The organism is Legionella massiliensis, assembly GCF_000756815.1.
GTDB lineage: Bacteria > Pseudomonadota > Gammaproteobacteria > Legionellales > Legionellaceae > Tatlockia > Tatlockia massiliensis.
Genome location: NZ_CCVW01000001.1, coordinates 108244 through 122250, shown reverse-complemented (window position 1 = coordinate 122250; position 14007 = coordinate 108244). Strand labels below are relative to the sequence as shown.

The window sequence follows — 14007 nt, the reverse complement described above, 5'->3', positions numbered from 1 at the left end:
TTCGCCTTAAGCCTTATTCTGAGTTATAATCCGGGCTTTTGAATTCGCTAGTCTTCTAATGCACCTGAAACAGTTAAAACTGGCAGGCTTTAAGTCCTTTGTCGACCCTACAGTTGTTCCCTTTCCCAGTCAATTGGTTGCTGTAGTGGGGCCCAATGGTTGTGGGAAATCAAATATTATTGATGCTGTGCGTTGGGTTATGGGTGAAAGCTCAGCAAAAAATCTGCGCGGCGAATCAATGACTGATGTTATCTTCAATGGCTCTTCCCACCGCAAGGCCGTTGGCCAAGCTTCGATTGAATTGGTTTTCGATAATAGTCTGGGCCGTTTGACAGGCCAATATGCTAGCTATCAAGAAATTTCTGTGAAGCGGTTGGTAACCCGTGATGGTGACTCCGCCTATTTCTTAAATGGCAGTCGCTGCCGCCGCCGCGATATTACTGATATTTTTCTTGGAACAGGAGCCGGTGCCCGGGGGTATTCGATTATTGGTCAGGGAACAATCTCTCGAATCATTGAAGCCCGTCCAGAAGAATTGCGCGCCTACCTTGAAGAAGCAGCCGGGATTTCGAAATACAAAGAACGCCGACGTGAAACCCTGTCACGCATTGAACATACTCGTGAAAATCTGGCACGGGTTGCCGATATTCGCGACGAATTAGACAAGCAACTTCAACGCCTCGAGCGCCAGGCCAGAGCAGCTGAGCGCTATAAAGAACTCAAAGCACAGGAGCGTTTGTGCAAGTCTGAGATTCTGGCTCTCAAATGGCACGCTTTGACTCAGGAGCAACAACGCAAGCAAAACGAGTTACAGCATTTGTTAGTGGATTATGAAAAACACCAAGCGAATGCGACAGAGGCCTATAAACAGAGCACCGAAGTTCGCGAAAAGTTACACGATGATAATGAAGCCTTTCAACAGGTACAGGCTAATTTTTATCAATTGGCAACAGAGATTGCCCGATTAGAAGAAGGGCTCCAGCAACATCAACGTGAAAAGCAACGTTTACTAGCCGATCAACAACAAATGCAGGCTGATTGGCAGGATGCTAATAGCCAATTAGAACAAGATCAGGAAACCTTAACCTTAAGTGAATCTGCTTTAATTGCAATACAAGAGAGTCTGCAAACCCTAGATGCTGAATTCAACCTTAAACAACAGGTTTTGCAGGAAAAGCAGGCGGAGCAGGCTAGTTGGAATCTTAAAACCCAGCAAATTCAGGCTGCATTGAACAAGGCTCAACGTGAAACACAGGTAGAGCAGTTGCGTTTGCAACATCTGGCCGAGCGGCGCCAACAGATTCTAGCGCGCTTAGAAAAAATAGATGACGAACTAAAAACAGTTGCTGTTGAAGGGCTGAATGAAGAATTGACAAGCCAGAAGGCCTCAATGTTTGAGTTTAAAGCTAAGGTTCAGGCAGATGAAGAGAAGAATCAACAACTGATTGCCGCTACTGCAATGGTGCGACAACAATTAGCGGAAACAGAGAAGTTAGTGCATCAGGCTCAAGACAAATTGCATCGCCTAAATACCCAACAAGCGCGCTTGCTTGCTGCTCAACAGACTGCTCTGGGACGAGAATCTAAGGCAGCAAATCTAGCGCAATGGGCTGATAAATCGCGGTTGGTTGAAACAATCAGTGTAGAAAAAAATTGGCAATTGGCTTGTGAATTTGTTTTAGCAGAGGGACTACAGGCTATCGTACTGGAATCAATGGATATTCTGTGGCCGGAGATTCATCGCTTAGAAGCAAATGCCGCCCAGTTTATCACTTGCAACCAGGCTCGTGATAACCAAAGTGCTCATCCACGATTGTCTGACAAAATTAGCGGTTTGAAACCAAACTGGGTGCACTGCCTTGATAAAATCTATACAGCGTCTTCCCTTGAAGAGGCCATCGCTTATTTAGACAAGCTAGGCCAAGATGAGTCTGTAATTACCGAGGAAGGGTATTGGTTAGGCAAAGGATGGCTAAAGACCGCTGGTGCAGCAACTCAAGATGAAATTAGTCTGCTGGAAAGACAGGCTGAATTAACGGAAATTAAAGAGACGCTGGCTGAAGCTGAAGAAGAGTTATCTGTTTTAAAAGACAAGCGTGATGAATTACATGAACATCTAAAAGACAGCGAACAGGCGCTTGAACTTGCAAAACAAGAATTGGCAGCAAGTCGAGATACCTCGCGCGCCTGTGAAGCAGAGGTCAGTCACAAAGAACGGGTACTCCAACAGAGTGAAACACGAAAAAATGCCTTATCAGAAGAGTCTGAGGCGCTGCGTTTTGATCTGGAAGAGCTGGTTTGCCAACAAGAAAGTGCAGAGCAACTTTATACTACTGCCAGCCAAGATGCGAAAAAATATGAATCGGAGCAAAGCCAGCTAGCCGCTGAAAAGGCAAGTTGGGATGAGAGTTTACATCAAAGCCGAATTGAGCTCGATGAGGCACGCTCTACTTTGCACCAGGCACAGTTACAAGCTGATCGAGAAAAATTAAAAATTCAGCAACTTAAAGATAATGTGCAACGTGAGCAGAGTCGTCTGGAGATTTTGAATGAGCGTCTAGAAACCTTAGCTAATCGCCTAATCGAGCTTGAGAACCCAGATCATAGGTTGCAGGGATGCTTGTCTGAAAAAGTTATGCAGCATAGTGAATTAGAAGAGGAACTGAGTTTAAGGCGAGATCAACTAAATGATCTAACCAGCCGTTTGGAGTCTTGGGACTCACTTGTCCGATCAGAGGAAAAATTTGCTAAGACTGTCCAGGAGAAAATTCAACAAGAGCAAATGCAAGAGCAAGCCCTGGCTGTTCGTGCCACAGCTGTTCTTGAATCATTGGCAGAATTGGATGGTCAGATTGATACGATTCTTAGTGCGATCCCGGAGCATGTGAATCAGTTGCTGCGTGAGCAGGAATTAGAAGAGCTGACAGAGAAGATTAAGCGCCTTGGAGCAATCAATTTAGCTGCAATTGAAGAATATGATAGTGAGTTTCAGCGTAAACAGCATCTCGATGAACAATATCAGGATTTAACAGAAGCCTTAGCCACGCTGGATGCTGCTATTGAGAAAATGGATAAAGAGACGCAACAGCGTTTAAGAGCAACCTTTGATGAAGTCAATACAGCCTTTCAAGCACTCTTCCCACGTCTTTTCGGAGGAGGGCGTGCCATGCTAGAGTTAACCTGTGATAATCTTTTGGAGGCTGGTGTTTTAGTAATGGCACAGCCCCCTGGCAAGCGGAATAGTACGATTCATCTGCTGTCAGGTGGGGAAAAGGCGATGACAGCTGTTGCGCTGGTCTTTGCAATTTTCCAATTGAATCCATCACCCTTTTGTATGTTAGATGAGGTAGATGCACCCTTAGATGATGTGAATGTTGGGCGATTTTGTGCTTTGGTGAAAGAAATGTCACAATTCGTTCAGTTCCTGTTTATTACCCATAACAAGGTAACAATGGAATTGGCAGATCATCTAATAGGAGTAACCATGCGTGAGCCAGGTGTATCACGGGTAGTTGCTGTGGATGTAGAGCAAGCCTTAGCAATGACTGAGGCTTCGTAGAAAAAACTAGAACTAGGAGTAAAACATGCAGGCAAACTGGAGTCTTATCCTTAATGTGTTGCTACTCATTGGGGTTGTGATTGCTATTGGCCGTTTAATGAAAGCGCGGCGTCGCAGTTTAGCTCCTGTCAGTTATCCGCCTTCTCTGGGACAAACTGAGACTAAGCAGTTTGACGATATTATTGCAGTACGAAAGGTCAATTACGAGTTACCAGGTGAAGAGAATGTTGCTGATAAGCCGGTAATTAAAATGGCAGCTAGCAAAGTGCCGTCAATCGGGGACGAAGTGGGGGCAACGACGAGCCAGAGTAGCGATAAAGCAGGTAAGTCTTTGATGATGTTTTTATTAGCTAAAGAGAATCGCCAATTAGCAGGTTATGAGCTTTTACAAACTGTTCTTGCTGCAGGTTTACGCTATGGAGAGGGTAATTTATTTCACAGACATCAACATGCCAATGGCCAGGGACCAGTTCTTTGTAGCCTAGCAGCTGCAACAGCTAGCGGTGTTTTTGATTTGCAAAATATCGGTGCTTTTAGTGTGCGTGGGCTCTGTCTATTCATGCAGGCTTCTGGAAATCCAACAATAGATGCCGAACGTTTCTATATCATGCATGAAACAGCAAAACAGTTAAGAGACGGCTTAGATACTTATCTATTAGACGAACGCAAACAACCTTTGTCAGAGGTTGGTTTAGCGCATTATCGAAAGTTGCTGAATATTGAGGATTATGAATCTACCTTGGCTTAGGGCTACTAACCAGGGGCTTAGCCTGCAAGTAAAGGTTAAGCCGAGTTCTAAGCAAAATGCGATTTTTATTGATCAGACGGCTGGTTTGCAGATTAGTTTGCAAGCCAGGGCTCAGGATGGCAAGGCAAATAAGATGTTAGTGCAATATTTGGCAAAGGAATTAGGCTTACAACAAAAGCAAATCGAAATTTCACGTGGTGCCAGTTCTCGAATAAAGACTCTTACTATCAAAATTGCCGCAGACGAACAGGAGAAATTAATGCAAGTTTTGCTAACATTAAGACGATAGGATTTTTATGACAGTTTTAAACTAGTTATTCAATTTCAACATAAGGAGTAGTATTCATGAGATTGATAGTTTGCTTTCTGCTTTTTTTATCTTATTTTTCTTCCGGATACGCGGACATCAAAATAGGGACTGTTTACTTTTATCCGCCATTTATTATCACCAAAAACGAAGGTTTTGATTTCGACCTACTCAATAAACTATGTGCGAGAATTCAGGTTCACTGTACTTTTGTGCAAATGGATTCCAAAAAGTTATTTTCTGCGCTTAATGATAGAAAGATTGATTTGGCTATTGGAGGCATAGAGATTACCCCTGACCGAGAAGCAAAATACTCGGTTTCCTTACCTTATGTGCTTAGTCGTGGGCAGTTTATTGTTTCCCAAAATAGCTCGCTAAGAGATTTGACGGGTTTGAAAGGTAAGACGGTTGGTGTTGTTAATGACCTAAACGGAAAGGCTTTTATCGATTATTTAACCTCCAATTTTTATAATCAATTTCAGCTCAAACAATATTCTAATATGCTAGATATTATAAATGACCTTAATCAAGGGGCATTGGATGCGGCTTTTATGCATGCATCAACTGCAAATTATTGGTTAATACAGAGCGATTCTAGCTTTAAGAAATTAGACAAAGACACCATTATTGGAAAAGGAATAGGAATCATTGCATTACCAGAACAAAGCACCTTAATTAAGCAAATTAATAGTCAGTTACAAAACATGGAAGTGAATGGGGATTATTTAAACCTGTATCACACTTATTTTGGTGAAGAAGTTTGAACTTTATATAACAAGATTTTGGCAAACTAAATAGGGCTGGTGGGTTGCATGAATAATCAGTAAACTAGACTTTTGACTATTTATAAAAACCCATGAACCTAAAGAAGATTGCTGAATTATTTAATAGTAGTTGTTCAAATGACACCTTTATAACCGGTATTGGTATTGATAGCCGAAAGGTGAAGCCTGGAAATTTATTTATTGCTTTACGTGGCGAAAATTTTGATGGTCATGATTTTATTCAGAATGCAGTAACCAATGGGGCTGTAGCCGTGCTCTGTACTCGCCTTGATAGTCAGGTTTCAGTGCCACAAATCATTGTAGACGATACTTTGCAGGCCTTGGCAAAACTTGCAAGCTTTCATCGTCAAACCATCTATTGTCCTGTGATTGCTCTTACAGGCTCTAATGGTAAAACGACAGTCAAAGAAATGATTGCAGCGATTTTACCCAAACCTTCTCATTCTACGCCTGGCAATTTAAATAACCATATCGGAGCACCTCTAACGGTATTGCAATTGCAACCAGAGCATCGTTATGCCGTGTTTGAACTGGGTGCTAATCATCCCGGTGAGATTGCCTATACGGTCGCTATTGTTAAACCACAGGTTGCGTTAATTAATAACATTGCTCCGGCACATATTGAAGGTTTTGGATCAATTGACGGAGTTGCTCGCACTAAAGGAGAAATTTACCAGGGACTTTCTGAAGAAGGGCTTGCTGTCGTCAATGCAGATGATGATTATGCGCATTTTTGGGATGACATTCTGGCCAATAAAAAAGTGCTGCGCTTTTCGTTAAATAAACCTGCGGATGTTTATGCTCGCAACCTGTCTTTTGACGAGCAAGGTTGCGCGCATTTTGAGTTGGTTTTGCCGACTGGGCATGCTCTTGTAGTTTTACGAATTCCTGGTGAGCATACTGTACGTAACGCACTGGCTTCGGCGGCTTGTTGTTATGCAGTAGGTATCTCTTTAGAAGATATTGTTGAAGGTTTGCAACAATTCCGTGGAGTTGCAGGCAGAATGACATTTCTGAGCGGCAAAAATCAGTCAGTCGTTATCGATGATACTTATAATGCTAACCTGCGCTCAGTGTTAACAGCTGTTAATGTACTGGCTGGCCGACAGGGGCGTCGTATACTTGTTTTAGGGGATCTGGGTGAGTTAGGTGCATGGACACAGCAACATCATGAGGAAATTGGCCATGCAGCCTATCGTCAGGGAATTGATTTATTGCTCACTTGCGGTACTCATAGCGAATATACTTCCAAAGCCTTTGGCGCCACAGCAAAACACTATAAGAATCAAGATGAGTTGGCGCGAGATTTGCTCTCTAAACTTGATAAAGATACAACTGTATTAGTAAAAGGCTCGCGTTCCGCAGCGATGGAAAAAATTGTACAGCAATTGGTGGGTTGATTTGCCAAGTATGTGCTATTATTGGCGGCTTTTTGCGCGACCTTAGATAAAGGTGTGATATACAAAGGTTTTTTTAATGAGGGGTGAATAAAATATGCTTTATTGGTTAACGCAGCTATTACAAGGACAGTATCATGCGTTTAGAGTGTTCCAATATTTAACTTTCCGTTCTATCTTAGCCGCCTTAACTGCTCTCCTTGTTGGTTTGTTTTGCGGCCCGCTGATGATTAATTGGTTGCGAAATTTGCAAATTGGCCAGATGGTGCGCGATGATGGACCCAAAACTCATTTATCCAAAGCAGGCACACCCACTATGGGCGGTGTTTTAATTTTACTTGCAGTTTTAGTCAGCTCATTGCTTTGGGGAGATCTGCGGCAACCTGCTCTTTGGATCGTAATTCTGGTAACAGCTGGTTTCGGTATAGTGGGCTGGATAGATGATTATCGCAAGGTAGTCCACAAAAACTCTAAGGGATTACCTGGGCGCTGGAAATATTTTTGGCAATCGTTAATTGCTTTTGCTGCGGTCTTTTATCTTTATTGGAGCCCAGATATTTCTGTTAATTCCCAACTGACTATTCCTTTTTTCAAGAACCTAGTTGTTGACTTAGGGCCTCTTTTTCCGGTGCTTGCCTATTTTGTCATAGTAGGCTCCAGTAACGCCGTGAATTTGACAGATGGCCTCGACGGTTTGGCTATTATGCCAATCGTAATGGTTGCTGGTGCTTTGGGTGTATTTTCTTACGCTAGTTCAAATGCGGTCTATGCTCATTATTTGGCAATTCCCTATGTTCCCAATACTGGCGAAGTCACTATTTTTTGCTCAGCGCTGGTAGGCGCAGGTCTTGGTTTTCTCTGGTATAACAGTTATCCCGCCCAGGTTTTTATGGGCGATGTTGGCTCCTTATCCTTAGGCGCTGCGCTTGGCATTGTGGCGATTATCGTTAGGCAAGAATTAGTGTTATTGATCATGGGTGGTTTGTTTGTGATCGAGACACTATCTGTTATTTTACAGGTAGGGTATTTTAAATACACTGGCGGCAAACGCTTATTTCGCATGGCCCCTTTACATCATCATTTTGAATTAAAGGGATGGTCTGAACCCAAAGTCATTGTACGATTTTGGATTATGACCGTTGTTTTCGTACTTTGCGGTTTGGCAACTTTAAAATTACGATAGGTGCAATCATGAGCCAATCCCTCTATTTAGTTGCAGGTTTAGGACAAACAGGTCATTCCATCGCTGGTTATTTACGCCGGCGTAACAAGCCCTTCATCGTTTTTGATACGCGACACAGTGTTAAAGGCTTGGCAGATTTTACTCGGGAATTTCCAGGGGTCGATGTGTTTTTGGGTGAATTACCATCAACGGTGTATGAGCAATTAGCTGCTATCATTGCAAGCCCAGGGGTTGCTCTTGATGAACCTTTTATGCAGGAGGCTGTCCGACGCAATATACCGATTTATGGGGACATTGAATGTCTGGCGCGTGAGTTAAACTCGCCTATCATTGCAATTACCGGTACCAATGGTAAGTCAACAGTAACCACTTTAATTGGTGAAATGGCAAGAGAAGCAGGCCTAGAGGTCGCTGTTGCCGGGAACATCGGTTTACCCGTTCTTGACCTTTTGGATGATGATAAACACTATGACCTTTGGGTTTTAGAATTATCAAGTTTCCAATTGGATCTGACGCATTCATTAGCACCTGTTGCAGCAACGATCTTAAATATTTCACCTGATCACTTGGATAGGCATCATAGCCTTGCGGCCTATATTGATGCCAAACAACGTATTTATAATCACACAGATTTTCTTTTATATAACCGCGAAGATAATCAGACAATTCCTTCCTCTAAGCGGGTTGGGGGGGAAGCGGCTATGGCTAGTTATGGCTTGGATGAACCCGCCGATGGGCAATGGGGAATCATTGAGCAAGATGGCAAAACTTATTTAGCGCAGGGTAAAGAGCTGATACTAGCTATCGAACAAATACGTCTAAAAGGTAAACATAACTGGCAGAATGCTTTAGCTGCCTGTGCTTTAGCAACAGCAGCCGGCATTAAGCGAGAGGCTATGGTTAAAGTATTGGAAACTTTTTCAGGCTTAGCACATCGCTGCCAGTGGGTGCGCAGTCTTGATGGCGTTGATTGGATTAATGATTCGAAGGGAACGAATATAGGGGCAGCTATCTCTGCCATTTCTGGAATAGGAGGTTCCATGCAAGGGAAAATTGTATTGATTGCCGGTGGCGTAGGTAAGGGAGCAGATTTTACTGAACTTCGTACACCTGTGGCAGACTATGTCCGCTCAGTTGTGCTAATTGGTGAAGACGCTGATAAGATTGAAGACGCAATATCCGATGTTGTCCCAGTGCTGCGAGCGCCTTCGCTAGACAGTGCTGTTACACTTGCTAAATCACAGGCAATGCCAGGTGATGTTGTGCTGTTGTCACCTGCTTGCGCAAGCTTTGATATGTTTGATAATTTTAATCACCGTGGCGAGACCTTTGCGAAATTGGTGGGTAATTTGTGAGCACTTTGCAACCCCGTCATTACAATCAACGCGGTAAACCAACGAGTAAACCCATTGCTTTATATGATAAGTGGTTAATAGGAGCGGTTCTTGGTTTACTCATCATCGGTTTAATGATGGTTGCCTCAAGTTCTATCATGATTTCAACCAAATACTATCATCAGCCTTTTCATTTTTTGATTCGGCAAGCATGCTATTTGTTCGCAGGATTTATGGCTGCAATCGTCGTAATGCGTGTTGATAGTTCGGCATGGGAACGGGCCAGCATGCCTTTATTGCTAGTTTGCTTATTGATGCTATTGATTGTTTTAGTCCCTGGCATTGGACGTTCAGTAAATGGTAGCCGACGCTGGCTTGCCTTTGGTCCCATTGGGATACAGGTTTCCGAATTAGCTAAGATGACAATGATTTTTTATGTTTCTGGCTATTTAGTGCGTCAGCAAAAGAGTGTTCGCCAAAGTATCATCGGTTTTATTAAGCCCATGATTGTTTTGGGAGTTGTTGCTGTTCTTCTTTTGAGGGAACCTGATTTTGGTGCGACAGTGGTTATAACTGGTACGGTAATGGTTATGCTGTTCTTAGCAGGAGTAAAGCTGCGATATTATCTAGGACTAATGATAGCTGTTTGTTGTGCGCTTGTAATGCTTGCTTTGTCATCGCCTTATCGTGTAGCACGTCTAACAGCCTTTCTTGACCCTTGGGCCGATCAGTTCAATTCCGGTTATCAACTTACCCAGTCGTTGATTGCTTTTGGAAGAGGAGGATGGTTAGGTGTTGGGCTCGGCGAAAGTGTTCAAAAATTGTTTTATTTGCCTGAGGCTCATACGGATTTTTTATTTGCTGTACTAGCAGAAGAGTTAGGATTAATTGGCGTTTCTCTCGTGCTAATTTTGTATAGTATACTGGTTATTAGAGGCTTAATGATTGGCTTTACAGCACATAGCCAAGAACGGTTATTTGCTGCATTTACTGCCTATGGTTTAACGTTTTGGCTGGGATTACAGGCTGCTATTAATATGGGAGTCAATTCGGGGTTGCTACCCACGAAAGGTTTGACTTTACCTATGCTAAGTTACGGTGGTGCCAGTATTGTTGTTAATTGTGTGGTCATAGCGCTTATATTACGTATTGATCATGAGAATCGTTGGCAGGCTCTAGGGCTGAGAACACCAACATCATAATAGTTATTCGTTCACAGTCGTGAACGGTTATTGATAATAAAAAGGGGAACTCTATGGACAACATAGAACAGTTCTTGTCACCACGGATGGGGCGAGTGGAACAGATACATTTTGTTGGTATTGGCGGTGCTGGTATGTGTGGTATTGCCGAGGTATTACACAATGAAGGCTATCGTATTACGGGGTCTGATCTTAGTGAAAGCCGGACAGTACAACATTTACAATCGTTGGGTGTTAAGGTTTATCTGGGACATCAGGTTGAAAATATCAAGGGGGCAGATGTAATCGTCCGCTCAACTGCGGTAGCTGATGATAACCCAGAAATTATTGCTGCCAGAGAGCAAGCAATTCCCGTAATTCCACGGGCTGCAATGCTCGCTGAATTAATGCGTTTTCGCCATGGTATTGCCATCGCGGGAACCCATGGAAAAACGACAACAACTAGCTTAGTCAGCTCTATACTGGCCGAAGGTGGTCTCGATCCCAGCTTTGTTATTGGCGGTAAGCTCAATAGTCGTGGTTCTAACGCGCAGCTAGGAAAATCTGCTTATTTCGTTGCTGAGGCAGATGAAAGTGATGCATCCTTCCTATTCCTCAAGCCGATGATGTCAGTAGTGACTAATATTGATGCCGATCATATGGGCACCTATGACGATAATTTTGATAAATTACGTAATACCTTTGTCGAATTTCTGCATCATTTACCCTTTTATGGCTTGGCTGTGCTTTGTATTGAAGATGAGGAAGTTTGCCATATTCTGCCTTCAGTCCAACGACCTATCCGCACCTATGGTTTCCGTGAAGATGCTCATTATCGTGCGACTGATTGGACGCAAAATGGCATGCTGAGCGAATTTAATGTTATACGCCCTGCTCCTCATGAACCGTTGACAATTAAATTCAAATGGCCAGGCCGTCACAATGTGCTGAATGCCTTAGCGGCGATTGCCATTGCAACTGAGCTTAATGTAAGCGACGAAGCAATTATCAATAGTTTGTTCAAGTTTGAAGGGGTTGGCAGGCGTTTCCAAATGCTTGGTGAGAAACGTTTTGAACAAGGTTCTGCCATTGTTGTTGATGATTATGGCCATCATCCGCAAGAAATCAGATCGACAATAGACGCCTTTCGCCGGGTTTGGCCGGACAAACGGCTGATACATGTTTTTCAACCTCATCGATATAGCCGTACTCAATCCCTGTTCTCACAATTTGTTAATGTGCTGAGCATGGCAGATGAGCTGTTGCTTCTGGATATCTATTCTGCTGGTGAACAGCCAATTCCTGGTATGACCAGTGAAGCCTTATTACAGCAAATTAGAGAAAAGAGCCCTAATGCAAGATTGGTGACCGCACAAAATTTGCTGCAACATTTGGATGAGTTGATTCGTGATGGCAATGTTATTTTAATGCAGGGGGCTGGCAGTGTTGGCCAAATGGCACTCAATCTGATGCAAACAGCGAGAGAATCAGTGTGAAAACCTCAGACGATAAAATCAATCTAAGCCCCGTCGAGTTTAAGGGGCAATTGCTTTTTAACGAGCCTTTAGCTGACTACACAACCTGGCGTGTTGGCGGGATTGCTAAGAAACTATTCAAACCGGCAGGCGTTGCTGATTTGGCCTTGTTTCTTAAACAGCTCCCTAAAGATGAGCCTGTACTATGGTTGGGTTTAGGCTCCAATTCACTCATCAGAGACACTGGATTCTCTGGAACGGTTATTTTAACCCAAGGTTGTTTGAAAGAAATTAATCTGCTTGCTGATGGTTTGGTGCGTGTTGAGGCAGGAGTGTCCTGCGCAACGATGGCAAGATTTAGTGCCCGCGCAAATTTGACCGATGGTGAATTTTGGGCTGGTATTCCCGGGACTATGGGTGGTGCTTTGCGCATGAATGCAGGTTGCTCCGGCAGAGAAACCTGGCAGACAGTTGTTGAAGTTGAAACAATAACACGTGATGGCCAGATCAGGATTCGTAAGCCAGAAGAGTTCGCAATTTCCTATCGCCATGTTACAGGCCTGCAGGAGGATGAATGGTTTGTTGCTGCAACCTGTCGTTTATCTCCAGGGGAGAAGGAAAAGTCTCTGCAACTTATCAAAGAACTATTGGCTTATCGTGCAAACACTCAACCGATCAATGAATTCAACTGTGGTTCGGTTTTTAGAAACCCACCGGGAAATTTTGCTGCTCGTCTTATTGAGTCCTGTGGTTTAAAAGGTAAACAACTAGGCGGGGCTATTGTCTCGGAAAAACATGCAAATTTTATAATTAATCAGGGTGTTGCCTCTGCAAATGATATTGAGTCACTCATTGAACTAGTGCGTGACACTGTGCGCAAAACAACGGATATTGAATTGATTCGTGAAGTGCACATTCTTGGAGATCTTTAATGACAAAAACAAAATTATTATTACTTTATGGAGGCAAATCTGGTGAACACGAAATTTCACTTATTTCAGCAGCCTCCGTATTGGCAAACTTGGATGCCAATAAATTCGATATTATTCCTGTAGGAATGGATAAAGAAGGTCGCTTTTACCAAAATGATTACCAAGAATTACTCGCTTTCCCCGATAGTTTGCCAGTGACGACTCCGCGTTCTATCTCTATTGCTAGCTTATTAGTTGAGGGGCGTCTTGCTGTCGATGCGGATGTTGTTTTCCCTATTGTACATGGTCCTCTTTATGAAGATGGCTGTTTGCAGGGTATGCTGGAATTGGCCGGCGTAGCATATGTGGGTTGTGATGTTTTATCCTCAGCAATTGGTATGGACAAAGATATGGCCAGACGAGTTGCTTGCGGTGATGATATTCGCTCAGCAAGGTATCGCACGCTATCTTGGCATAGCAATGCAGCAGAGCGACAGCAATTCTGTCAGCAAGTAGTAGCTGATCTAGGATGGCCGTTATTTGTAAAACCCTGTTCACTTGGTTCAAGTGTTGGAATTCATAAAGTAAGAAATGCTGCCGAATTGGCAAATGCCATCGAAGATGCTTTGCGCTATGATGAAACAATTCTAGTTGAAGAATTCCTGGCCGGTCGTGAAATTGAACTGGCAGTTTTGGAAAATATATCTTCTGCCTCGCAACCAAAAGTTAGTATTGCTGGCGAAATTTGTGTCAACCATTCAGATGGTTTCTATTCCTATACAGCAAAATATTTGGAATCAAATCAAACTGAATTACATGTCCCTGCTAAACTTGATGAAAAAATTTTAGGGCAATTGCAAAATATTTCCGCAGAAATTTTTATGCGATTGAAATGTAAGGGGATGGCGAGAGTTGACTTTTTTGTCAACGAGCAAAAGGATGAGATTTATTTTAACGAAATCAATACGCTACCTGGCTTTACCTCTATTAGCATGTATCCAAAATTATGGCAGGCAAGTGGATTGGCGTATAAAGATCTTTTAAATGAATTAGTTAGTTTGGCTATGGCACATCAGCGTTGCCGCCAGCAATTAGTAACCAGTTATCAATAAGGTAAGTAGTGAGGC

The 14007-nt window shown here is 43.1% G+C and carries 11 protein-coding genes; all 11 read left to right on the top strand.

What is annotated here, in order from left to right; all coding sequences use genetic code 11:
• Positions 1 to 58: 58 nt before the first annotated feature.
• The 11 genes from smc (at position 59) to BN1094_RS00510 (ending at position 13992) form a co-directional block, all read left to right on the top strand.
• Complete coding sequence (smc, locus tag BN1094_RS00560; RefSeq protein WP_043872492.1) at positions 59 to 3559, top strand: chromosome segregation protein SMC; 3501 nt, start codon at positions 59 to 61, stop codon at positions 3557 to 3559.
• A 25-nt stretch (positions 3560 to 3584) separates the two neighbouring features.
• Entirely contained in the window at positions 3585 to 4307 is a 723-nt protein-coding gene (locus BN1094_RS00555) for a cell division protein ZipA C-terminal FtsZ-binding domain-containing protein (protein ID WP_043872491.1), read from the top strand.
• Positions 4288 to 4596 carry a DUF167 domain-containing protein gene (locus BN1094_RS00550; protein ID WP_043872490.1) on the top strand — a complete coding sequence of 103 codons (309 nt, stop codon included), beginning with the start codon at positions 4288 to 4290 and terminating at the stop codon, positions 4594 to 4596. The genes BN1094_RS00555 and BN1094_RS00550 overlap by 20 nt, the downstream gene beginning before the upstream one ends.
• A gap of 56 nt (positions 4597 to 4652) precedes the next feature.
• Positions 4653 to 5378: a transporter substrate-binding domain-containing protein gene (locus BN1094_RS00545; RefSeq protein WP_043872489.1), complete on the top strand. Its 726-nt coding sequence runs from the start codon at positions 4653 to 4655 to the stop codon at positions 5376 to 5378.
• A gap of 92 nt (positions 5379 to 5470) precedes the next feature.
• Entirely contained in the window at positions 5471 to 6799 is a 1329-nt protein-coding gene (locus tag BN1094_RS00540) for a UDP-N-acetylmuramoyl-tripeptide--D-alanyl-D-alanine ligase (protein WP_043872488.1), read from the top strand.
• 94 nt (positions 6800 to 6893) lie between these two features.
• A complete protein-coding gene (mraY, locus tag BN1094_RS00535; RefSeq protein ID WP_043872487.1) occupies positions 6894 to 7979 on the top strand; it encodes a phospho-N-acetylmuramoyl-pentapeptide-transferase in 1086 nt (361 codons plus the stop codon).
• Positions 7980 to 7987: 8 nt separating this feature from the next.
• On the top strand, positions 7988 to 9334 hold the full coding sequence (gene murD, locus BN1094_RS00530) for a UDP-N-acetylmuramoyl-L-alanine--D-glutamate ligase (protein ID WP_043872486.1): 1347 nt from the start codon (positions 7988 to 7990) through the stop codon (positions 9332 to 9334).
• Entirely contained in the window at positions 9331 to 10515 is a 1185-nt protein-coding gene (gene ftsW, locus BN1094_RS00525) for a putative lipid II flippase FtsW (RefSeq protein ID WP_099908947.1), read from the top strand. Before murD ends, ftsW begins: the two co-directional genes overlap by 4 nt.
• 53 nt (positions 10516 to 10568) lie before the next feature.
• The gene (gene murC / locus BN1094_RS00520) at positions 10569 to 11990 is read left to right on the top strand and encodes a UDP-N-acetylmuramate--L-alanine ligase (RefSeq protein WP_043872485.1); all 1422 of its coding nucleotides are present in this window, start codon (positions 10569 to 10571) and stop codon (positions 11988 to 11990) included.
• Positions 11987 to 12901 carry a UDP-N-acetylmuramate dehydrogenase gene (gene murB / locus BN1094_RS00515; RefSeq protein WP_043872484.1) on the top strand — a complete coding sequence of 305 codons (915 nt, stop codon included), beginning with the start codon at positions 11987 to 11989 and terminating at the stop codon, positions 12899 to 12901. The genes murC and murB overlap by 4 nt, the downstream gene beginning before the upstream one ends.
• The gene (locus BN1094_RS00510) at positions 12901 to 13992 is read left to right on the top strand and encodes a D-alanine--D-alanine ligase family protein (protein ID WP_043872483.1); all 1092 of its coding nucleotides are present in this window, start codon (positions 12901 to 12903) and stop codon (positions 13990 to 13992) included. Before murB ends, BN1094_RS00510 begins: the two co-directional genes overlap by 1 nt.
• Positions 13993 to 14007 lie beyond the last annotated feature (15 nt).

What these genes read in the sequence shown, in the direction of transcription:
- smc (WP_043872492.1), top strand. Translation starts at nt 59, where the DNA reads ATGCACCTGAAACAGTTAAAACTGGCAGGCTTTAAGTCCTTTGTCGAC.
- BN1094_RS00555 (WP_043872491.1), top strand. Translation starts at nt 3,585, where the DNA reads ATGCAGGCAAACTGGAGTCTTATCCTTAATGTGTTGCTACTCATTGGG.
- BN1094_RS00550 (WP_043872490.1), top strand. Translation starts at nt 4,288, where the DNA reads ATGAATCTACCTTGGCTTAGGGCTACTAACCAGGGGCTTAGCCTGCAA.
- BN1094_RS00545 (WP_043872489.1), top strand. Translation starts at nt 4,653, where the DNA reads ATGAGATTGATAGTTTGCTTTCTGCTTTTTTTATCTTATTTTTCTTCC.
- BN1094_RS00540 (WP_043872488.1), top strand. Translation starts at nt 5,471, where the DNA reads ATGAACCTAAAGAAGATTGCTGAATTATTTAATAGTAGTTGTTCAAAT.
- mraY (WP_043872487.1), top strand. Translation starts at nt 6,894, where the DNA reads ATGCTTTATTGGTTAACGCAGCTATTACAAGGACAGTATCATGCGTTT.
- murD (WP_043872486.1), top strand. Translation starts at nt 7,988, where the DNA reads ATGAGCCAATCCCTCTATTTAGTTGCAGGTTTAGGACAAACAGGTCAT.
- murC (WP_043872485.1), top strand. Translation starts at nt 10,569, where the DNA reads ATGGACAACATAGAACAGTTCTTGTCACCACGGATGGGGCGAGTGGAA.
- BN1094_RS00510 (WP_043872483.1), top strand. Translation starts at nt 12,901, where the DNA reads ATGACAAAAACAAAATTATTATTACTTTATGGAGGCAAATCTGGTGAA.